The organism is Novosphingobium sp. PP1Y, assembly GCF_000253255.1.
Taxonomy (GTDB): domain Bacteria; phylum Pseudomonadota; class Alphaproteobacteria; order Sphingomonadales; family Sphingomonadaceae; genus Novosphingobium.
In genome coordinates, this window is record NC_015583.1 from 528868 (window position 1) to 549382 (window position 20515).

At 63.1% G+C, this 20515-nt stretch carries 18 protein-coding genes; 12 read left to right on the plus strand and 6 right to left on the minus strand.

What is annotated here, in order from left to right:
• Positions 1–4: 4 nt before the first annotated feature.
• Both PP1Y_RS03330 and PP1Y_RS03335 read right to left on the minus strand, forming a co-directional pair.
• Positions 5–307, minus strand: coding sequence for a putative quinol monooxygenase (locus PP1Y_RS03330; protein ID WP_013836683.1), 303 nt, complete (start codon positions 305–307; stop codon positions 5–7).
• Between the two features lie 11 nt (positions 308–318).
• A complete protein-coding gene (locus PP1Y_RS03335) occupies positions 319–873 on the minus strand; it encodes a nuclear transport factor 2 family protein (RefSeq protein WP_013836684.1) in 555 nt (184 codons plus the stop codon).
• 286 nt (positions 874–1159) lie between these two features.
• Between PP1Y_RS03335 and PP1Y_RS03340 the strand changes: the two genes are divergently transcribed.
• From PP1Y_RS03340 to PP1Y_RS03350, 3 genes are all read left to right on the plus strand, one after another.
• Positions 1160–3652: a TonB-dependent receptor gene (locus PP1Y_RS03340; RefSeq protein ID WP_013836685.1), complete on the plus strand. Its 2493-nt coding sequence runs from the start codon at positions 1160–1162 to the stop codon at positions 3650–3652.
• Positions 3653–3764: 112 nt separating this feature from the next.
• Positions 3765–5915: a PQQ-dependent dehydrogenase, methanol/ethanol family gene (locus PP1Y_RS03345; RefSeq protein ID WP_232512343.1), complete on the plus strand. Its 2151-nt coding sequence runs from the start codon at positions 3765–3767 to the stop codon at positions 5913–5915.
• Between the two features lie 175 nt (positions 5916–6090).
• Positions 6091–6831: a siderophore-interacting protein gene (locus PP1Y_RS03350; RefSeq protein WP_013836687.1), complete on the plus strand. Its 741-nt coding sequence runs from the start codon at positions 6091–6093 to the stop codon at positions 6829–6831.
• A 3-nt stretch (positions 6832–6834) separates the two neighbouring features.
• Here the strand turns inward: PP1Y_RS03350 and PP1Y_RS03355 are convergent, their stop codons facing one another.
• Genes PP1Y_RS03355 through PP1Y_RS03365 form a run of 3 tightly spaced genes read right to left on the minus strand, consistent with a single transcriptional unit; the run spans position 6835 to position 8547 of the window.
• Positions 6835–7332 (minus strand): prolyl-tRNA synthetase associated domain-containing protein, encoded by a 498-nt coding sequence (locus tag PP1Y_RS03355; RefSeq protein ID WP_232512347.1) that lies wholly within the window; start codon positions 7330–7332, stop codon positions 6835–6837.
• A 22-nt stretch (positions 7333–7354) separates the two neighbouring features.
• Entirely contained in the window at positions 7355–7828 is a 474-nt protein-coding gene (locus tag PP1Y_RS24565; protein ID WP_051009932.1) for a nuclear transport factor 2 family protein, read from the minus strand.
• A 32-nt stretch (positions 7829–7860) separates the two neighbouring features.
• On the minus strand, positions 7861–8547 hold the full coding sequence (locus tag PP1Y_RS03365; RefSeq protein WP_013836689.1) for a TetR/AcrR family transcriptional regulator: 687 nt from the start codon (positions 8545–8547) through the stop codon (positions 7861–7863).
• 273 nt (positions 8548–8820) lie between these two features.
• Here PP1Y_RS03365 and PP1Y_RS03370 point away from each other — a divergent pair, with 273 nt between their 5' ends.
• Positions 8821–11154: a TonB-dependent receptor gene (locus tag PP1Y_RS03370; RefSeq protein ID WP_013836690.1), complete on the plus strand. Its 2334-nt coding sequence runs from the start codon at positions 8821–8823 to the stop codon at positions 11152–11154.
• A gap of 90 nt (positions 11155–11244) precedes the next feature.
• Here PP1Y_RS03370 and PP1Y_RS03375 read toward each other — a convergent pair whose 3' ends face one another.
• On the minus strand, positions 11245–12759 hold the full coding sequence (locus PP1Y_RS03375) for a tetratricopeptide repeat protein (RefSeq protein WP_013836691.1): 1515 nt from the start codon (positions 12757–12759) through the stop codon (positions 11245–11247).
• Positions 12760–12776: 17 nt separating this feature from the next.
• On the opposite strand from PP1Y_RS03375, the gene PP1Y_RS03380 reads away from it, so the two are divergent.
• The 8 genes from PP1Y_RS03380 (at position 12777) to PP1Y_RS03415 (ending at position 20456) form a co-directional block, all read left to right on the plus strand.
• Positions 12777–13094, plus strand: a complete 318-nt coding sequence (locus PP1Y_RS03380; RefSeq protein ID WP_013836692.1) for a putative quinol monooxygenase — start codon at positions 12777–12779, stop codon at positions 13092–13094.
• Complete coding sequence (locus PP1Y_RS03385; RefSeq protein ID WP_013836693.1) at positions 13091–13882, plus strand: SDR family oxidoreductase; 792 nt, start codon at positions 13091–13093, stop codon at positions 13880–13882. The genes PP1Y_RS03380 and PP1Y_RS03385 overlap by 4 nt, the downstream gene beginning before the upstream one ends.
• A gap of 93 nt (positions 13883–13975) precedes the next feature.
• A complete protein-coding gene (locus PP1Y_RS03390; RefSeq protein ID WP_013836694.1) occupies positions 13976–14434 on the plus strand; it encodes a cupin domain-containing protein in 459 nt (152 codons plus the stop codon).
• Positions 14431–15744: a Xaa-Pro peptidase family protein gene (locus PP1Y_RS03395; protein ID WP_013836695.1), complete on the plus strand. Its 1314-nt coding sequence runs from the start codon at positions 14431–14433 to the stop codon at positions 15742–15744. The genes PP1Y_RS03390 and PP1Y_RS03395 overlap by 4 nt, the downstream gene beginning before the upstream one ends.
• Before the next feature lie 15 nt (positions 15745–15759).
• Positions 15760–16764 (plus strand): thiamine pyrophosphate-dependent dehydrogenase E1 component subunit alpha, encoded by a 1005-nt coding sequence (locus PP1Y_RS03400; RefSeq protein ID WP_013836696.1) that lies wholly within the window; start codon positions 15760–15762, stop codon positions 16762–16764.
• A 13-nt stretch (positions 16765–16777) separates the two neighbouring features.
• Positions 16778–17770 (plus strand): alpha-ketoacid dehydrogenase subunit beta, encoded by a 993-nt coding sequence (locus PP1Y_RS03405; protein WP_013836697.1) that lies wholly within the window; start codon positions 16778–16780, stop codon positions 17768–17770.
• 12 nt (positions 17771–17782) lie between these two features.
• Positions 17783–18025, plus strand: a complete 243-nt coding sequence (locus tag PP1Y_RS03410) for a biotin/lipoyl-containing protein (RefSeq protein ID WP_013836698.1) — start codon at positions 17783–17785, stop codon at positions 18023–18025.
• A gap of 67 nt (positions 18026–18092) precedes the next feature.
• Positions 18093–20456 (plus strand): membrane-bound PQQ-dependent dehydrogenase, glucose/quinate/shikimate family, encoded by a 2364-nt coding sequence (locus tag PP1Y_RS03415; protein ID WP_232512349.1) that lies wholly within the window; start codon positions 18093–18095, stop codon positions 20454–20456.
• The last annotated feature ends 59 nt before the right edge of the window (positions 20457–20515 follow it).

The following is a 20515-nucleotide window of genomic DNA, read 5'->3' on the forward strand; positions in this document are numbered from 1 at the left end:
CGCTTCAGCCTTTCCGATGCGGTTCGAGATCGAACAGCAGCTCGCGCTCGTAACTGCCGTCCATGCAGCCGACGATGCGTTCGATCAGATCCTTGTTGTGGTCGTATTCCATGTGCGCCTTGTCGGAGGCTTCATCGACGAAGCTTTCGTACACGGCGAACATGCCCGGCTCACCAAGACGGAAAAATTGGTAGTGCAGTGTTCCCGGTTCCTGCTTGGAAAGCTCTTCCATCTGCCGTGCCATGGCTATGAAGTCGTCTTGTCTTTCGTCCTTGATGCGAAAACGGGACAGGAAGCTGAAGGCCATGTACTCTCTCCTCAGGCGCGGCCGCGCGATTTTTCGTAGGCGATCCACGATGGCAGGTGTTCGGGGAAGTCACCGGGGGCCGGTGTGTCGTAGGCCCGATTGCGATCGGGCTTGAGCAGGATATCCGGGTACTCGGACAAGGGGACGTAATAGAGGAAGGAAATCACGCGCTCGGCGAACTTCCAGCCCTGATCGGTATGACGGTAGCGGTCTGCGTAACGTATCGCGGCAACCATCATCTGGCCCTTGCGCATCAGTTCGGCATGGCCCGAAACGCGACCGGTCGCCTCCCGGGAGCCGTCGCCCGCGAAATCGATCTGTATGTCGTGCATGAAATGGTGGCCCGGGCCCAGGACATCGAAGCGACCATGGTACTGTTCGATGATGTCATCGGCACCCTTGGCATACATGACGCCGTCGGCGGACCTGAGGATGCCGTCTTCGGTGAACAGCGAGCGCACGGATTCGATCAGGCGATCGTCTATATCGAAGCTGTAATGAGCGATGAGCTGCCGGATCTGCGATTCGGCTTCGAGCCTCGCGACGCGGGCCTCCAGTCCATCCATTCGTTGCTCTCCCGGGCCTTCGCCGAGGCGGTCGCTGCCACCGGCATGGTCTTCACGGCAGCATAGGCAAGTGCAGAATAAAAACAATCATGAATGCATCATATCTGGCGTCTCGTGCTCGCCCATGTGGTGCATCGCCGGGGAGGATCGCAGCCTGACTGATGCGGCAAAGGCACACTTCGCCCTAACGCCAATAAAAACAAACATGATTGATTGCTTCACGAAAAAATCCTGTTATCCAGTCAGTCAACTCGCAAACAATGGCGAGGCCACAAGGAGAGAGCGAATGCTGACTAAGAGGCTCTATGGGTCAACATGTGCGCTGGCACTGATTACGGGAATGCTGGCCAGCCCCGCCTGGGCGCAGGATGCAACCGGTAGCGCGGGCGCTCAGGATGCGGCGCAACCGGCCAAGTCGCAAGCGACGTCCACCGGTCTGGCCGAAATCGTCGTGACCGCTACCCGCCGCGCTACCGACCTCCAGTCGACCCCGGTATCGGTGTCGGCGGTCGACAGTTCCCTGATCCAGCAGGCGAGCCCGCGCGACCTTGGCGATCTCGCCGCGTTCGTGCCGAACTTCTCTGCCGCGACGATCGCAAACTTCAACGCGGCCAGCTTTGCCATGCGCGGCGTGGGCCAGACCTCGATCATCGTATACTTCGAACCGCCGGTCGCAGTTCTCGTCGACGACTTCGTGGTTCCCTCGGTCCAGACCCAGTTGCTCGATACCTTCGATGTCGCCCAGGTCGAAGTCCTGCGCGGTCCGCAGGGCACTCTGTTCGGCAAGAACACGACGGGCGGCGTCGTCACCGTGCGCACCAAGAAGCCGATCATCGATTACGTAGGCGTCGAAGGCCGCATGGAATTCGGCGATTTCGGCGAGAAGAAGATCCAGGCCGCCATGAACGTGCCGATCAGCGACTTCGCCGCCGTGCGGCTTGTTGGCGGTTACGAGAAGTCTGACGGCTATTACAAGAACGGGGCCTGCTATGGCCCTGTGACCGGGTTCGTGACCAACAAGTTCGAAGGCTCGACGGGATGCCTCGACAACGCGACGCTAGGCGGCAAGGATGTCTGGCAGGCCCGCGCCAAGCTGCTGGTCGAACCGACACCCGAACTCAGCGCGCTGTTCCAGTACGAATGGATTCGCGACCGCTCCGAAGTGGTTCCCTCGGTCAACGAGAACTATCTTTATACCGGTAGCAATGCGTTCCTTACCGATCTGCTCGGTCTGACCGATCCCAATGCGCAGGGAACCGATCCGCTGGATCGTGCAGCCTATACCGGCCGCAACGACGCGCTGCTCTATATGGGCAAGGGGCAGCGGATCTCGGTGGACGGCATCTATGCCAACATCGAATACAATGCCGACTTCGGTACTTTCACCTCGGTGTCAGGCTATCGCTTCCAGCGCTCGCGCATTCCGAATTCCTACGCCGGCGCGACGGCTGAGGGCAGCGACGGGCAACTGCTCTCGTTCTTCGACGCAACCCGCGATGACGACCGCAAGACCTGGCAGCAGGAACTGCGCTTTGCTTCGGACTTCCAGGGTCCGTTCAACTTCGTTGCCGGCGGCTTCTACCAGCGTGACAAGATCGACTTCTGCGTCTCGCAGATCCTCGGCTTCCTCGACCTGACGTCGGGTCCGCTGCCGTTCGGTGAGTGGAACAACACGCCTTACCTGCTATGCAACGCGCAGAAGGCCAAGTCGCGCGCTCTGTTCTTCGAGGGCACTTTCAAGTTCAATGACAAGCTGACCCTTTCGGCCGGTGCGCGTTATACCTGGGACGACAAGACCTGGTACGGCCGCCAGCAGACTTTCATCCCGGCGCTGGGCGGGGGCTTCGATCCCACGCTGACGATCGAGCACGCGCTTGACGCCAGCGTCTACAACTATCCCGCCGGCGTCGTCACCGTATCGGACAAGTGGCGCGAACCGACCTACCGCGCGAGCCTGAGCTACCAGGCTACCGATGACCTCTTCGTCTACGGCACCTATTCGCACGGCTACAAGGGCGGCGGCTTCAACGACCAGATCGGCGGCTTCGCGGCTTTCGGCGAAGATCTCGACGCGTTCCGTGCCGCTGCCCGTGCCACGGATCCGGAAAAGGCCGACAGCTACGAACTGGGCTTCAAGTCGCAGTTCCTCGACAATCGCCTGCGGTTCAATGCGACCGCCTTCTACGTGAAGTACCAGGACCTTCAGAAGCAGCTCAACGTGCCGATCGAGGTCAACGGCCAGCCCAACCAGGTGACGCTGTTCGTCAATGCGGCCAGCGCGACCGTGAAGGGCCTCGAAGTCGAAGCGCAGGCCAATCCGGTGGAAGGCCTGACCCTGCGCGGCGTGCTGGGCTACCAGGACGGCAAGTACAATTCGTATACCGCGGACAATGCCGGATACGATCTCTCCTCCGCTCCTCTCGACCGTGCGCCGAAGTGGCAGTGGACGCTCGACGGTACCTACAGTGTGCCGCTCGGCGATGCCTACAAGATCACTTTCAACGGCAATGTCGCCTATAGCGGGCGTAACCTGAATACCCAGGCGATCGACGATCCGCTGGGCAATACCTTCCTCAATTCCCGGACGCTCGTGAACGCTTCGATCACGCTCGCCCAGGCGGACGACAAGTACTATATCCGCGCCGTCGGCAAGAACCTGACCGACAAGCGCTATCGAGTGGCGGTCCAGAACGTGGCCGGCCTGTGGCTGAACTCGCAATACGGCGCACCGCGCTACTTCGGTGTCGAACTGGGCGTGAAGTTCGGTCAGTACCAGTAAGGATCATGGGGCCCTGCCGTCATCGCGGCGGGGCCCCTTTTCCTTTTTTGCGTCGCAAAGGAAGAGGCCGCGTCCGGCTTTGTGCAGGCAAACGGCCCGAGAGAGGATGAGCGTGAAACATACCCCCCGCTATGCCGCCCCGCGCCTCATGCTGGTGGCTGCCCTGGCTCTTGCCCTGACTTCCTGCAAGGGCGGCAGCGCGCAGGACGCCGACGGCGCCGAGGCGGACCAGCAATGGCTCGCCCAGCTCGACGATGGCAGCGACGGCAAGGACTGGCCCGCCTTCGGGCGGACCTACGGGGAGCAGCATTACAGCCCGCTCAACCAGATCAATGACGGTAACGTCGATCAGCTGGGCCTTGCCTGGTCCGTCGATCTCCCGCCGGGCAATCCGGCGACCGGGCCGATCGAGGTGGACGGGACCGTCTATCTGGCAAGCGGCTACAGCGTCGTGCGCGCAATCGATGTCGAAACCGGAAAGGTGAAATGGACGTACGATCCCCGCGCGCCCGAAGCGTCCGGCATCAAGCTGCGGCAGGGCTGGGGCAGTCGCGGTATCGCCTACTGGAACCACAAGGTCATCACCGCGACGCAGGACGGCCGCCTGATCGCGATCGACGAGAAGACCGGCAAGCCGGTCTGGACTGCCGAAACCTTCGGCAAGGACGATCCCTTGTTCATCTCCGGCCCGCCACGGGTCTTCGACGGCAAGGTGATAATCGGTAACGGCGGTTCGGATGAAAGCCCGGTGCGCGGCTTTGTCACCGCATGGGATGCCGATACGGGCAAGTTCCTCTGGAAGTTCTACACGGTTCCGGGCAACCCCGCAGACGGGTTCGAAGACAACGCCATGAAGATGGCGGCCAAGACATGGTCCGGCGACTGGTGGAACTATGGCGGTGGAGGCAGCGTCTGGAACGCCATTACCTATGACAAGGCCAACGACCAGATCCTGATCGGCACCGGCAACGGGGCGCCGTGGAACCACAAGATCCGCTCGATGGGCAATGGCGACAACCTGTTCGTCTGCTCGATCGTCGCGCTCGATGCCAAGACCGGCAAGTACAAGTGGCACTACCAGATCAACCCGGGCGAGAGCTGGGACTTCAATGCCTCGATGGATATGGAGCTGGCCGATCTGGAAATCGACGGAAAACCCCGCCAGGTGGTCATGACGGCGCCAAAGAACGGCTTTTTCTACGTCATCGACCGCAAGGACGGAAAGCTGATTTCGGCCGAGCCCTTCGTCGAGGTAACCTGGGCGAGCAAGATCGACCTGAAGACGGGCCGCCCGATTGAGAAGCCCAATGTCCGATACGAGAATGGCCCGGTGACCTTCAAGCCGACCCCGATCGGCGCGCATAGCTGGATGCCGATGGCGTTCAGCCCCAAGACCGGACTGACCTACATTCCGGCCATCGATCTGCAAGTGACCTACGACGACACCGGAATTACGCGCGAGAACTTCAAGTGGTCCGGCGGTATGGGCCTCTCCCCCGGGGTAGGCTATTCGATCGGCGATGCCGGGAAGAAGATCACCGGCTGGCTGGTCGCCTGGGACCCTGTCGCGCAAAAGGCGCGCTGGAAAATCCCGATGGAGGTGCATCTCAATGGCGGGATCATGGCAACGGGCGGCAATCTCATTTTCCAGGGCAGGCCAGACGGCGGCTTCTCGGCCTACAATGCCGAAACCGGTAAGCGCCTGTGGAACTTCGATGCCAAGGCGGGCGTCGTTGCGCCTCCCATCACCTACAGAGTCAAGGGGAAGCAATATGTGACGGTCGTCGCCGGGATCGGGACGAGCGCCGGACTTTTCGGTCCGATGTTCGCCAAGTACGGCATCGACTATCGCACCCAGCAGCGCCGCGTTCTGACCTTCGCGCTGGGCGCAAAGGGAACCTTGCCCCCCAAGACGCCCTACAAGCCGGTCGCTTTCGACGATCCCGGCTACACGCCCGATACCGCTTTGGGGCAGAAGGGTGAGCGCATTTTCAACGTTCGCTGCGCCGTCTGCCACGGTACCGCTGCGATCGGCGGCGGTACCGCGCCCGACTTGCGCACGTCGGCGATCCCTTCCGACCCTTCCGCCTTCGCGTCGGTGGTGAAGGACGGGGCACTCGTGCCCAATGGCATGCCCCAGTTCGGGGAATTCACGCAGGCCGACCTCGCCGGACTGCGCCAGTACATCCGTTCGCGCGCTGAGGTGCTGCGCAAGGGCAGCCAGGAAGATGTCGCCGGATCGGTCATGAAGCCGGGGGATTGATCCCCCGGTGGACGGACGGGCACGCGATAAGTTTGGCGAGGCCGAGATCATAATTGGTTACGAACGCGCCGCGTGAGGGCGGCCGCGATTGCAATGTACCGGCCGGTCCCTATCCCTTGCTGCAAATTGATCGCAACAAGGAGTCTTTCGCGTGGCCAGACCTGCACCCCGTCAGATGACCGTCGTTTCCAGCCGCACGGTTTCACCCTCGCTTCTTCGTGTCACACTGGGCGGTGAAGGCATGGCCGGCTATCCCGAAGGGAGTGCCGGCGGCTACGTTAAGTTCATGTTTCCCCCGGCTCCCGGAGCGATGAAGCCGACCGTGCGGACCTACACCATCCGCAACCAGCGCGAGGGCGAGATCGATATTGATTTTGCATTGCATGGAGCCGGCGAAGGTCATGCGGGCCCTGCCACCGCATGGGCTCTGCAGGCCCGGCCCGGGCAGACCGTCGAGCTTGGCGGTCCGGGGCCTGCGAAGCCGCTACCCTCGGGTCTCGATTTCTACATCGTGGCGGGCGACATGACGGCTTTGCCCGCCATCGGTGTCAACCTCGAAGCGCTCGACCGCGATGCCAGGGGCATTGCCATCATCGAGATCCAGAGCGAGTCGGACAAGCAGGCCATCGATGCGCCCGAAGGTGTCACGGTAACCTGGTTGGTGAACCCGGTGCCGGGCTCGCAGCCCGACCTGCTGGTCGATGCGGTGCGCGCTGTTGCCTGGCCCGAGGGCAAGGTCTACGCTTGGGCCGCGAGCGAATTTACGGCGATGCGCGGGATGCGCCAGTACCTGCGGACCGAGCGCGGTCTCGGTCCGGCCGAGCTCTACATCTCCAGTTACTGGAAACAGGGCCTCAACGAGGACGATCACCGCAGTGTGAAGCGTGAGGACATGGAGGCAGCCGGAGAAGGCTGATCCTCAATCTTCGGTCTGGAGCGATAGCACGATGGGCGGGTGATCCCACCGCTCCAGCGCTGCGACGAGGTCGGCCGTGCGAAGGGACAGCGTCGCTGTATTGCGCAAGGGGTGCACGTTGATCGTTTCCTCCGGCGCGAATGCCGCGTCCAGCACGACGGTGACCAGCCCCGCCCGATCGTTGAAGGCGGCGAGCGGGGTGACCGCCCCGGGGATCACGTCCAGCAGTTCCTTCATCGCGCCCGGCTTGCCGAAAGAAAGGCGGCCCGCGCCGAGCCGGGAAGCGATCAACTTGAGGTCCGCGCGTTCTTCTCCCGGCATGGTGATGAGCCAGTAGCGGCCTGCCTTGTCCTTCAGGAACAGGTTCTTGGTGTGATAACCGGGGATATGCCCGGTCACCTCGGCGCTGTCCTCTACCGTTGCCACGGCAACATGATCGTGGACGGTGAAGCTGACCCCGGCGCCCTCGAGGTCGGCCAGCAGGGCATGTTCGCTGTTCAAGACAATTGCGCCGCCGGTGGCTTCAGTGCCGCTCGGGCCAAAGCGCGGTGAGGGCGATCTTGCGGAACTTCCAGCGACCGTCCTCGCGCACATATTCGTCGTCATAGCGGCCGATGAGGAAGAGTGGATTGTCGTGCCCGCCTCGCGTGGCGAAAGGCGATGCCGCAGTCTGGCGGGTTATGAGGTCGAGCAGGAGACAATGTCCCTTGGCCGTATCGGGGCCGGTCAATGTGATCGAGTGGTTGGCGATCAGGTGCAGGGTGTCCAGAGGTCCCTGGCAATGCTGCCAGGTCTGTCGAAACAGCTCGATCACCGCGTCGGCTCCTTCGAAACTGCCGCCGTAAGCCGCGGGATAGGCGCATACGATATCGCTCGCGAAGTTTTGCCTGACGGCCTCTTCATCGATGGTGTCGAAACCGGTCGAATAGGCGATGCGCAGTTCGCGAATGGCTTCGCGCGCGGAGAGTTCTGCCAGATTGATTTCAGTCTGGGTCATTTCAGGTTTTCTCCCGTTTGCGCCTTGCGGCGTCATGTGCTGCCTGCTTGTGATGCCAGTTCATTCAGCAGCTTCTGGATCTCGATGAGTTTGCGCAGGTATTCTTCCCGGTCATCTCCCAGAAGTACCAGTGCTGCGGTTTTCAGGAAGCAGGCGTGCAGTTCCAGGCGGCATTGCGGGCTGTCGCAGGCTCCCAGCGACCAGCGGCGATAGACAAGAAATTCGTGCATCACGTGTTCGCGGGCGAGTTGCTCGATGTCGAGGTCGTCGCGTACCCGATGTTCTGCCTTCATTACCGCATACCACGCCATGAGGCGATTGTAGGCCACTGAGGTCAGTTCCCGCACCTCGAGTTGCCGTTGCTCGGATGCGAACACGAAACCGACGACAACCCGGGCATAGAGTGTGTCGCGTTCCATTTCGCTGACCATCCAGTCCAGCTCCGAAAAGACGACATCGAGCGTATAGGTCTGCTTGCGGCGGGCGATGTGCTCGCGCACTTCCTTCATGCGATCGACGACGGTGGCGCACACGACGCCGTCCTTGTCCCCGAACAGCCGATAGATCGTACGCTGCGCGACTTGTGCCTCCACGGACAGGCGCCGGATCGTCAGGCTGGTCACCCCGCCTTCGCCAAGGATGCGGTGCGCGGTGTCGACGATGCGCTTTCGCCGCTCGCGCATGGCAGGACTGGTGTAGCGACGCCGAATCGATGGCATTTTTTTCGCGGGCTGTTTTTGCGCTGCAGCATCGCGTTCTGGCACTGCGTTTCCTTTTGCCGTTCTGCCGTTTTCTACGAGCGTAAGCGCGCCCAAAGCAATCCCCTCTTGTCTGCCTGCCGTTGCGATGCGGCAAAAAAAGATCATACATGTTTGTATTTTTTCTCTTCACAAAAATGAACATGTGCACTCATTTATAGGAGCCGCACGAAAAATGGCGCGGTGATTCGAACTGCCGCAACAGCAAGGCAGTCGATGGATGAGGGGAACGTTATGATCGGCAACAAACACCTGAATTGCGCCCTGAAACTGCTTGTCACCGGTCTGCTCGCTTCGGCAAGCACGACAGCCCTGGCGCAGACGGCGCCTGATTCCGCAGGCGGCGAAGGCGGGGGTGCCCCGCAGAAGGCAAGCGGCCTTGAAGAAATCATCGTGACCGCAAGGCGCGTCTCGGAGTCGCTTCAGGATACCCCGGTCGCGGTTTCGGCCTTCACTGCCTCGGCTATCGACAACAAGTTCGCAACCGACATCCGCGGACTTGCCGGGGACGTGCCGAACGTGGTCATCACCAATGTCCCGGGCTTCAACGCCGCCTCGATCGGCATTCGCGGCCAGTCCACCGGCGACATCATCCTGACTTTCGAGCCGGCCGTTGCGGTCGTCGTCGATGACTTCGTGCTTGCCCATGTGCAAACCCAGCTCTTCGACCTCTTCGATATCGACCGCATCGAAGTCCTGCGCGGACCGCAGGGAACACTGTTCGGCAAGAACACCGTCGGCGGCGTCGTCAATGTGATCACCAAGCGCCCCGAACCGGGCTTCAGCGGAGAGGTCCGTCTGGGCTATTCCAGCTTCAATACCAAGGACGTGAAGGCGGCGATCAACATCCCCTTCACCGACAACCTCTATTTCCGCGCTGCCGGTTCGTTCCAGGAGAGCGACGGCTATTACCACTTGACAAAGAACAACGACGTCGACGGTATCCAGGGCGTCCCGGGTCGCGGACAGCGCTGGGGCGGATCGAAGTATTTCAGTGGCCGCGCCAAGCTGCTGTGGGAGCCGACCGCCGACACCAACATCATGGCCACTTATGAGATCCTGCGCGATCGCGGGGATTCTCCGCCCTCGGTGAACGAGACGCCGCCGGGTTTCCTGTTCGATGTCCTGGGCTTCCCGGGCATCCAGACGACCGGCGCCAGCCCCTTCGATACCGGCACGACCCTATGCCAAGGTTCGGCCACGGCAGCGACCTGTCCCGGCACCCTGAGCGGGCACCGCATCGATGTGGACGGGCTGTACCTGCGCGGCGAGCACACTCTTGAAGGCGCGGGCACGATCACCGTGGTCGGCGGTTGGCGCCGGGTGAAATCGTCGCTGCCATCAGACTACACCGGTGAGAACGCCTACCTGTTCGTCTCCACCCGCGACGATACGCGCAAGCAGTACAGCGTCGAGGCACGATTCTCCTCGGACTTCTCCGATCGTATCAAATTCACGGTCGGCGCGATGTACTGGGGCCAGAAGATGGACGCCAATGCGACCAGCTTCCTTGGCTTCCTGCGCTTCCTCGGCGATCCGACCGCGCTCACCGATCCCAACCTGTCGACGGCCAACTACAAGGTTGATTCCTATGCGGTATTCGGTGAGGCCGAATACAAAGTGGCCGATCCGTTCTCGATCTTCGTCGGGGCGCGCTACACCAAGGAGAACAAGAGCTTCGCGGTGCAGCCGCAGGTTCGCCGTTCGCTGGTCGAAACCGGGTTCTGGCCGCAGTATACCGACAGCGCCAAGTTCGATCGCCCTACCATGCGCGCGGGCTATCGCTGGGAAATCGCGCCGGGGATCAACAACTATTTCACCTATAGCCAGGGCTACAAGTCGGGCGGTTACAACGAACAGGCGATGTCGGCCACGTCCGCGCTGCCTTTCAAGGAAGAAACCGCTGACAGCTTCGAGTTCGGCCTGAAGACGGAAACGGCGGATCGCGTCCTGCGCGTCAACCTTGCCGCTTTCTACGTGAAGTACAACGATCTCCAGCGAGATGCCGTCGTTCCCTTCATCGATCCGATCACCGGTCTGCCGGGACAGGAGACCCGCACCACCAACGCTGGCAAGGCCAAGGTCTACGGTCTTGAAGTCGAGGCGTCGGCTGCCCCCACCGAGGGGCTGACGCTCGGTGCCGCGCTCGGCTGGCAGCGAGCCAAGTACCTCGAGTTCTTTACCGACGTGGATGGCGATGGCACCAATGACGATGCGTCCTATCTTCACTTGCGCAATGCGCCCAAGTGGACGCTCAGCGGCAATGCCCGTTACGAATTCCCGCCGGCGGAATGGGGTACCATCGCGCTGAGTGCCGATGTGAACTACCAGTCTGAATTCGAATCCACGACGCTCAATGCCGATTACTCGCAGGGCGAGGCGCGCACTCTGGTCGGGGCGAGCATCGCCTGGACCGATCCCGGCGACAGGTATCGCATCGCCATATTCGGTCGCAACCTGCTGGATGAAGTCTATCGCGTTTCGGCCAACTCGGTTGCCGGCCTGTTCAACTTCACGAACTACGCACCGCCGCGCTCCTTCGGCGTCGAAGGCTCGGCGAAGTTCTGATCGATGGTGCCGGGGGCCTCTCCTTGCCTCAGCGCCAGCGGTCGTCCCCCGGGGCGGATCCCGTTCCCGCCCCGGGGGAGTGCCTTTGCGCTATCGCAGGCGATGCGGCTGGCCGACGCCTGCCGGCACGAGATCGAAGGCAAAGCTGACGCGTTCCTCACTGCCGCCGAAAGGCATCGTGGCGTGCCAGAGGTAGGAGGGAAACAGGATCATGCGGCCCGCGCGAGGTTGCATCACATGCGTCGGGCCGCCACCGCCAAGTTCACGCGGAAGGATACCGATGGCGAAGGCGCCTTCGTCGTTGCTATCTGCGGGGGGCGTGTATTCGGGGTAATAGACCCCGGAAATCCAGTTTGGCGCATGAATATGCGCGCCGACTTCTCCACCGGGGCGCAGGATCGTGCCCCACAGGGTCAGGCTCCATTCGGCAGGCAGGGCGCGGAGAAAGGGATGGTCGGTCGCCATTGCGGCAAGACGCGCGTGCTCGTCGGCAAGCCTCGCCGCAGCGAGGGCACACAGGGCCGCGATGGCGGGGCTCTGTGCCTTGGCCAAGTCGTCGCTCTGCCGTCCGCCCCGGGTTACCAGGCCTTCGGGTTCTTCGGTGAGCGAGGGTTGGTTGCGCAGCTCATTGACGAGGTGGGCATTGAACTGGCGCAGATCGGCAAAGCCGGAAACGGCCTCGATGTCGTGCACCGTCACGAAACGGTCGATCGCCATAAGCGCGTCGCGTTCCTTGGCGCGGCCCAGTCTTTCCAGCGCCGCGAGCGAGAGAGCAAGCGGCGTGGTGATCGACGGCGAGGCGCTCTGAAGGCAGCCGCTGACCTCCAGGGCATCTTCGAAACGCTGGGCGCGTATAAGCGCGCGGGTGAGATTTACGCCCAGCACGTGGCTGGGCGCAGCAGGATCGAAACCGGTGCGGAAGGCCTCGGCAGCGCCCCGGGCATCGCCTGCGGCTTCGCGCAGCAGCCCGAGCTGGTTCGTCGCGCGGACATGGCCGGGAATGGCGTTCAGCACCTGCCGGGCGAGGGTTTCAGCCTCTTCCCGGCGACCGAGCGCGGCAAGCGCATCGACAAGGTTGAGCGCGCTTTCGGCATGGCCGGGCCTTGCATCGAGCGCCAGCCGGTAATGGCGCGCGGCCTCTTCGTGCCGGCCGAGGCGGGAGAGCGCCACGCCCAGGTTGAGGTGCGCATCGGGATGGCCCGGTGCAGCCTTGAGCGCGGCTTCAAGTGTATCGACTGCCTCGCCGTATTGCTGCGCGGCGATCAGGCAGGAACCCAGGTTCGCCAACGTGGCCGCATGGCCCGGCCGCAGCTTGAGGGCCGCGCGAAAGGCGGCCAGGGCTTCGACGATGGCGCCCTTGTTCTTGAGCGCGACGGCAAGGTTCTGATGCCGGCCCGGATCGCCGGGATCGGCGTCGCGCGCTGCGGTGAAGGCGGCGATGGCTTCATCGCTCTCGCCCGTGCGCTGGGCAACGATGCCGGCCAGTGTCAGCGCGTCCGCATCGCCCGGTGCGGTTTCCAGCAGCCGCGCAATCAGCGGCCTTGCCGCTTTCGGCTTCGGCCCCTGCGCCGCCCTTGCAGCTTCTTCCAGCAATTGCCCCCACATACGGAAAGGTCTCTCCCATGATTGGCGTCATCATGCATGTCCGCACCAAGCCGGACAAGACGGAGCGCTTCATCGAGCTGATTACCCAGCTGCAGAAGGACGTACGCGCGAACGAGACGGAGACCCTGCTGTTCCAGGTCATGCGCTCCGAAACCGAGCCCAATGCCTTTGCCTTTACCGAGATGTTCACCAGTCACCAGGCGTGGAAGGACCACGCCAGCCGGCCTTACCACGTCGCGATGGCGGACGAAGGTTGGTCCTGCATCGACGGGGAGGCCGACATTCGCAGCTTCGAGCTGCTTGGAGATGCACCAGTTATGGGAGAGACTGCATGATCGGATCGCTTGAAGGACGCATTGCCCTTGTCACAGGATGCACCGGGGGGATCGGCAAGGAAACCAGCCGTGCCCTGGGGGCGGCCGGCGCCACGGTGATCGGGGCGGACCTGCCCGAGGACGGCGGCGGCTGGAACGAGGGCATCGAGTCCTCTGCCTATCACCGGCTGGACGTTACCGACGAGGCGTCCTGGCAGCATGTCATCGCCGCAGTCGAGCGCGATCACGGCAAACTCGACGTCCTTGTCCATGTCGCGGGCATCGTCGTCGTCGAGAAGCTCGAGAATACCTCGCTCGAACAGTGGCGCAAACAGATGGCGGTGAATGTCGACGGTGTGTTCCTCGGAACCAAGGTGGCCATTCCGCTGATGAGCCGCTCTGGACAGCAACTGCCGCATGGCGCGTCCATCGTCGTCATCTCCTCGGTCGCAGGCCTGATCGGTTCGCCGCTGCATACCGGCTATTGTGCGTCCAAGGGCGCGGTACGGCTGTTCGCAAAGGCCTGCGCAATGGAGTTCTCCGCTCTTGGCTACAAGGTGCGCTTCAACAGCGTTCACCCCAGCGGCGTGAAGACGGGTATGGTCGATCACATCCTGCAGCGCTTCGTCGACAACGGCTTTGCCGAGAGTGTCGAACAGGCTGCCGAAGGCCTTGCCCCGGCCCATCCGATCGGGCGCATGGCCGAGCCCATCGACATCGCCAAGGCCGTGCGATTCCTCGCATCGGATGAATCGGGGTATATGCATGGATCGGAGCTCGTCGTGGACGGCGGCTACACCGCGCAGTGACCCCATTTCGCCGGTAGGCTGACCCATTTCTCAGCTGACGTGCACACGGCGCTGCCAGCACAAGACAGAACAGAGCCAAAGAGGAGAGCGACCATGACGAAAGAACACGATCCGGGAAAACTGGGTGACCTCATCGTCAACATCAACGACTGCCGCGAAGTCGAGCTCGGCACGGGCACGACGATCCGATTGCTGCGCTACAGCGAGGAAACCGGCGACTGGGTCTTGTGGGTCCACATGGAGCCGGGCGCAACTTTCGCGCCGCACTGGCATCTCGGGCACGGGCAGTATTTCGTGACCAAGGGCGAACTGATCTACGACGTCGGCTCGGCGCCGGCAGGGACCTACGGATACGAGCCGATCGGTTCTCGACACAGCGAAGCGCGCTGCGATGAAGTCACCGAATATCTGTTCATGGGCCACGGCGCAGTGGCCTTCACGGAAGAGAACGGCGAGATCCGCTTCATCCTCAATCATGAGTTCCTGCGGGATGTCGCCAGCGGTGAGGTTCGCTCCAACATCGCCAACGAAGGAATGGAAGAAGCGGCATGACGAGCGCGTCCAACCCGCGCGCGGACCGCCTGCGCGCCATGCTTGCCGCGGAAGGGCTGGACGCAGTCGTGCTCAGCCACCCGCACGATGTGCGCTATGCGACGGGCTATCACTCCGTCCTCGAACGTTGGGGCCAGATGGAGCCGGTGGCCGCCGCGATCGTCTACGCCGATCCGGACAAGCCGCTTACCCTGGTCATTCCCGAGGCGAACCTGGGCATCGTCGCCGTCCTCAACCGTCAGGAAAAACGCTGTACCTTCGGGGAAGTGCGCACGTTCGAGATGCTCAACTTCTGCGAGGTGAGCCGCTACATCGATCCCGATCGCAAGGGTGGGCAACTGGCGCACGATGCCATGTCGCTGGCCGGGGCGATTGCTGGAGAGTGCCAGGGCGACATCGTCGCCGCGATCGCTTCGGCATTGGCCGATAACGGCATGACCGGAAAGGCGATCGGCTTCGATGAGCCACGCGTGTCGGAGAAGCTGCGCTCACGGCTGGAGCACCGGTACTCGGACGCGCTCGACTTCCTGATCCGGGTGCGGGTCGTCAAGACCGAAGAGGAACTGGCGCGCTATCGCAAGGTGGGCAGGATTGCCGACGCGATCATCGCCCATGCCGGCTCACTTCTTCATGAAGGTGCGGACTGGAACGACGTGCAGGCGCGCATCTGCGATTTCATGGTCCGCCACGAAGTCATCCCCGTCGACGAAGGCGCCATGCTCTTCGGCGGCGCATACGAGCAGGATGACTTCATCCCGGACCTGTTCCGCACCCAGGGCAACCGGGCCCTGCGGCGCGGCGATATCGTCATCCTCGAAACCCAGGGCATCCACGATGGTTTCTGGGTCGACATCAACCGCACCGCCGTCATCGGCGAGCCGAGCGCTGAATACCGCCGCCAGCACGATATCCTGCGCGACGCCTTCCTGATTATGGTGGAGCAGCTGCGTCCGGGCGTCCGCACCGCCGACCTCCCGCAGATCGGGTATGAATACCTGAAGTCGAAGGGCGTGGCCACGCCGGAGAAGCTGCTGGTCGTCGCCCACGGGATCGGCCTCATGCCGCTCGAAATCCCGCTGCCCTATCCTTCCGCCGGCCTTGCCGGGGTGAAGCAAGGCTTCGTCCTCGAGGAGGACATGCTGATCTCGCTCGACAGTCTCTACTTCGGCGCGAAGCTCGGCCCCTGCCACATGGAAAACGTCTACGCGATCACGAAGGACGGGCCTGAGTCGATGTACCAGGCCCCGCTCGAACTGATCGTTGCCCAAACCGCGGACCGCGCCATGGCGCAGCCTGCCGGTGCTGCTTGAGAGAGGAACGATAAGATGAGCCTTGCAGGCGACAACGATCGCAAGATCGAGAAGTACCGGCGGATGCAGCGCATTCGCCAGTTCGAAGCGAAGGCGGAGGCCATCCATGCCCAGGGCGAGATTCCGGGCGCCCTGCATACGTACGCGGGAATGGAAGCCTCTGGCGTCGGCGCCTGCATGGCGCTGCGCGACGACGACTACATGGTCGGCAATCACCGCAGTCACGGGCATCCGATCGCCAAGGGCGCGGCCCTGCGCCCGCTCATGGCCGAGCTGCTCGGCAAGGCGACCGGCGTGTGCAAGGGCAAGGGCGGCTCGATGCACCTGTCCGATTTCGCGATGGGCAGCCTTGGCGAGACGAGCATCGTCGGATCGGGCGCCCCTGTCGCCGCAGGCGCGGCACTGGGCGCCAAGCTGCAGGGGCTGGACCGCGTGGCGCTCTGCTTTTTCGGCGATGGCGCGTCGAGCGAAGGCGCGGTGCATGAAGGCATGAACCTGGCCGCAGTGTGGAAGCTGCCCGCGATCTTCGTATGCGAGAACAACCGCTTCGGCATGTCCACGCCGACCAGCCATGCCGTTGCCGGCGAGAATGTGGCGGATCGCGCCAAGGGCTATGGCATTCCCGGCGTGATCGTCGACGGACAGGATGTCGACGCCGTGGAGGATGCGGTGCGCGAGGCCGTCGATCGTGCCCGCGCAGGGCTGGGGCCGACGCTGATCGAGACCAAGACCTATCGCTATGGCGATCATGCCGTGAACATGGGCCGCGAATTGACCCCGCGCGGACCGGAGCATGACGAGTGGCTCGGCCGGGACCCGATTGTGCTCTACCGGGCGCGGCTGGAAGCGGCCGGAGTGTCAGCCGACGATCTCGACGCCATCGAGAAGGCGGTTGCCGAAGAAGTGGCCGATGCGCTGAGCTTCGCGCGCGAAAGCGCTTATCCCGAATTCGAGGAAGCCTTCGATCATGTCCTGGTCGAGCGACTTCCCATTCCCGATGACGTCCGGGCCCACGCCTGAGGAGGAGAGCGACATGGCAAAGGCAACCTATCTCGAAGCGATCCGGCAGGCCCAGATGGAGGAGATGCAGCGCGACGAACGCGTCTTCATGATGGGCGAGGATATTCGCTGCAATGTCTTCGGGACCACGACCGGCTTCGTCGACATGTTCGGCGAGGAACGCGTGCGCGACACGCCGATCTCGGAAAACGGTTTCATCGGCGCAGCCGGAGGTGCGGCGATGGTCGGCATGCGTCCGATCGTCGATGCCACGATTTCCTCGTTCCTGTTTCCGGCGATGGACCAGATCTGTTCGATCATCGCCAAGTCCCGCTACATCTACGGGGGGCAGGCGCGTCTGCCGCTGGTGCTGCGTTCATGCCTGTTCTACGGCAATTCCAACGCGGCGCAGCACTCCGACCGGCCCTATTCCATGTTCATGAACATGCCTGGCCTCAAGATCATCGCCCCCTCCAATGCCTATGACATGAAGGGGCTGCTCAAGGGCGCGGTGCGCGATGACAATCCCGTCCTCAGCTTCGAGGATTCGACCTGCTGGATGAACAAGTCCGAGCTTCCCGACGATCCCGATTTCGTGATTCCGCTGGGTAAGGGCGATATCAAGCGCGAAGGCACCGACATCAGTGTCATTGGTGTTGCCGGCGGCGTCAACGTGGCTCTCAAGGCCGCCGAGCAGCTGGCCAGGGAAGGCATCTCGATCGAAGTTGTCGACCCGCGCACGCTGGCCCCGCTCGATCGCGACCTGATCGTGCAGTCGGTGCGCAAGACAGGCCGCGCGATCTGCGTCGATCCCGCGCACATGACGTGCAGCGCGGCCAGCGAGATTTCGGCCACGATCGTGGAACATGCGTTTCACGCCCTGCGCGCTCCCGTCGTGCGCGTCACGACGCCGGATACCCATCTGCCGTTCAGTCCGCACATCGAAAAGCCGCTCTATCCCTCGGTCGAGCGGATCGTCGATGCCGCCCGCAGGCTTGTCGGCGCGGCCGCATCGGTTCCGGCCTGAGGAGGAAGACGCATGGCGCAATTTACGGTCGTTCTCCCGCAATATGGCATGGGAATGCAGGACGGCGAAATCGTCAAATGGCTCAAGGGTCCCGGGGACAAGGTCGAAGAAGGGGAGAATCTCGTCGAAGTCGAAGCGGCCAAGACCACTGTGGAAGTGCCTTCGCCGGTTTCCGGAACCCTGCTGCAAATCGTCGCCCAGGAAGGCGAAACGGTCGATGTTCGCGCGCCGATTGCGGTGATCGAAACCGGCTGATCTCCCGCGCCTGCACAGAAGGTGCCGGCTTCGGATCGGTGACAGGACGATAAGGGTAGGGGAGAGCATGAGTATGGCGCAAGTGAACGGGTCGCCGCGCTGGCCGCGATGGTTGGTCGGCGGATTTCTGGCAATCGTGGGTCTGGTCCTGGCCGGCGGAGGCCTGCGCCTCGTCCTGTTGGGCGGTTCTTTCTACTATTTGCTTGCAGGGTTCGCCTGCCTCGCCTCGGCGGGCCTGATCTGGCGTTCAGATCGCCGGGGGCTTTGGGTCTATGCCGCGATGCTGCTGGCAACGTTGGGCTGGGCGCTGTGGGAAGTGGGCGGAGCTTTCTGGCAACTGCTGCCGCGCCTTGCCGGGCCCGCGCTGATCGCGCTGGTCCTTGCCCTGCCGCCCGTACGCCGGGCGCTGACCGATGCCGGGGACAAGGCCACGCGCTTTCTTCCCGGCGCAGCGGGTCTGCTGTGCGTTCTCGTGCTCGTTGTCGCTTACGCCAATGTTCCGGTCTATCTGGTCGGGGCAGGCAGGATGGCACAGGCGATCCCGGTGCCGGCAGTGGACCCGGGTGCAACGCAATGGACGGCCTATGGCGGCAATGCCTCCGGTACGCGTCATTCGCTTGCCGGGCAGATCACGCCGGGCAACGCGGCAAAGCTGGAGAAGGCCTGGTCCTTCGAGACGGGCGATACGGTCGAGAAGCGGCCTGAAATCAAGGTGCCGATTTCGTTCATGGCAACGCCGCTGATGGTCGAGGACCGGCTCTATTTCTGCTCGCCAACGGGCAAGGTCTTCGCGCTCGATGCCGATACCGGCAAGCAGCTGTGGATGCGCGATCCCCACGCGAAGCCCGGCAATGCCCAGATGTTCAATTGCCGGGGCGTTTCCTATCACAGCGACCCTGCCGCGAAGGGTGCATGCGCCAAGCGCGTGATCAGCGCGACTCTGGACGGTCGTTTGCTCGCCAGCGATGCCCTGACCGGCACGCCTTGCAGCGATTTCGGGAAGGACGGCAGCGTCGATCTCGATGCCGGCATGGGGCATATCGATCCACTCATGTCCTACACGACTTCGCCGCCAGCGATCGTGGGCGATACCGCGATCCTGGGGTCCTATGTGCGCGACAACTTCTCCAGGTTCGATCCATCGGGCGTGGTTCGCGCCTATGACGTAAAGACCGGCAAGCTGCTCTGGGCCTGGGACAGCGGCCGTCCCGACGATGCGCCAATGCCCGGCCCGGGTGAGGGCTGGACGCGCGGTTCGGCAAATGCCTGGAGCGTGTTCAGCGCCGACCCGAAGCTCGGCCTCGTCTATCTGCCCACCGGCAATGCCACGCCCGATCATGTCGGCACCCACCGCACGCCGATGCTGGAGCGTTATGCGAGTTCGATCGTGGCGCTCGACGCGGCGACCGGCAAAGTGCGCTGGCATTTCCAGACCGTGCATCACGACTTGTGGGACTACGACATGCCCGCCCAGCCGGTGCTGTTCGATTTCCCGGTCGGCAATCGCACGGTCCCGGCGCTTGCCGCACCGACCAAGCGCGGCGACATCTTCATCCTCGACCGCGCGACCGGCAAGCCGCTCGTCGGCGTAGAGGAGCGTGCCGTGCCCAAGGGTACCTTGCCGGGGGAGACGTATTCGCCGACCCAGCCTTTCGTGACCGGTTTTCCCTCCTTCGCGCCCGATCCGCTGACCGAGGCGGGAATGTGGGGGACCACACCGCTCGATCAGATGTGGTGCCGCATCCGTTTCCGATCGCTGGACTATTCCGGGGCCTTCACTCCGCCTTCCGAGCGGGGCGCGATCCAGTGGCCGGGGACATTCGGGATTCTCAACTGGGGCAGCGTCAGCATCGATCCGCAGCGGCACCTGATGATCGTCAATTCCTCGGCAGTGCCGCAGGAGGTACGGCTGTTCCGGCACGGTGCCGATACCGACAGGCCCGCTGATGCCAGGGATTCGCATGCGCCCGGCTACTTGCCGCAGGTCGGCACCAATTACGGCGTGAGCCTGCTGCCGATGCTCTCGCCGCTTGGCATTCCCTGCGAGGCGCCGCCCTGGGGTCATATAGCCGCGATCGACCTGAAGACCCGCAAGCTGGCCTGGAAGCGCACATTCGGTACGTCGCAGGATACCGCGCCACTGGGCATTCAGGTGCCGGGAGCCTTCAACCTGGGCGGTTCGGTAAATACCGCCAGCGGCGTGACCTTCATCGGCGCTTCCATGGACAACTACGTGCGCGCCTTCGAGACGGCGACGGGCCGCGAATTGTGGAAGGGCAGGCTTCCCGCAGGCGGCCAGGCGACGCCGATCACTTACGTCTCGTCGAAGACCGGCAGGCAGTATGTGGTGATCGCATCGGGCGGGCATATGTACATGGGCACGACACCGGGCGACTATGTCGTTGCCTTCGCGCTGCCCGCCTTTCGGTGAGTGCTGGCTGGACTGTAACGGAAGAGGCGGGGCAGCCGGATCGCTCCGGCTACCTTGCC

Excerpts from the sequence above, each read along its gene's own strand:
- PP1Y_RS03390 (WP_013836694.1), top strand. The coding sequence starts at position 13,976 with ATGACGAAAGAACACGATCCGGGAAAACTGGGTGACCTCATCGTCAAC.
- PP1Y_RS03340 (WP_013836685.1), top strand. The coding sequence starts at position 1,160 with ATGCTGACTAAGAGGCTCTATGGGTCAACATGTGCGCTGGCACTGATT.
- PP1Y_RS03405 (WP_013836697.1), top strand. The coding sequence starts at position 16,778 with ATGGCAAAGGCAACCTATCTCGAAGCGATCCGGCAGGCCCAGATGGAG.
- PP1Y_RS03330 (WP_013836683.1), bottom strand. The coding sequence starts at position 307 with ATGGCCTTCAGCTTCCTGTCCCGTTTTCGCATCAAGGACGAAAGACAA.
- PP1Y_RS03350 (WP_013836687.1), top strand. The coding sequence starts at position 6,091 with ATGACCGTCGTTTCCAGCCGCACGGTTTCACCCTCGCTTCTTCGTGTC.
- PP1Y_RS24565 (WP_051009932.1), bottom strand. The coding sequence starts at position 7,828 with ATGACCCAGACTGAAATCAATCTGGCAGAACTCTCCGCGCGCGAAGCC.
- PP1Y_RS03375 (WP_013836691.1), bottom strand. The coding sequence starts at position 12,759 with ATGTGGGGGCAATTGCTGGAAGAAGCTGCAAGGGCGGCGCAGGGGCCG.
- PP1Y_RS03335 (WP_013836684.1), bottom strand. The coding sequence starts at position 873 with ATGGATGGACTGGAGGCCCGCGTCGCGAGGCTCGAAGCCGAATCGCAG.
- PP1Y_RS03415 (WP_232512349.1), top strand. The coding sequence starts at position 18,093 with ATGAGTATGGCGCAAGTGAACGGGTCGCCGCGCTGGCCGCGATGGTTG.
- PP1Y_RS03410 (WP_013836698.1), top strand. The coding sequence starts at position 17,783 with ATGGCGCAATTTACGGTCGTTCTCCCGCAATATGGCATGGGAATGCAG.
- PP1Y_RS03365 (WP_013836689.1), bottom strand. The coding sequence starts at position 8,547 with ATGCCATCGATTCGGCGTCGCTACACCAGTCCTGCCATGCGCGAGCGG.
- PP1Y_RS03400 (WP_013836696.1), top strand. The coding sequence starts at position 15,760 with ATGAGCCTTGCAGGCGACAACGATCGCAAGATCGAGAAGTACCGGCGG.
- PP1Y_RS03385 (WP_013836693.1), top strand. The coding sequence starts at position 13,091 with ATGATCGGATCGCTTGAAGGACGCATTGCCCTTGTCACAGGATGCACC.
- PP1Y_RS03395 (WP_013836695.1), top strand. The coding sequence starts at position 14,431 with ATGACGAGCGCGTCCAACCCGCGCGCGGACCGCCTGCGCGCCATGCTT.
- PP1Y_RS03380 (WP_013836692.1), top strand. The coding sequence starts at position 12,777 with ATGATTGGCGTCATCATGCATGTCCGCACCAAGCCGGACAAGACGGAG.
- PP1Y_RS03370 (WP_013836690.1), top strand. The coding sequence starts at position 8,821 with ATGATCGGCAACAAACACCTGAATTGCGCCCTGAAACTGCTTGTCACC.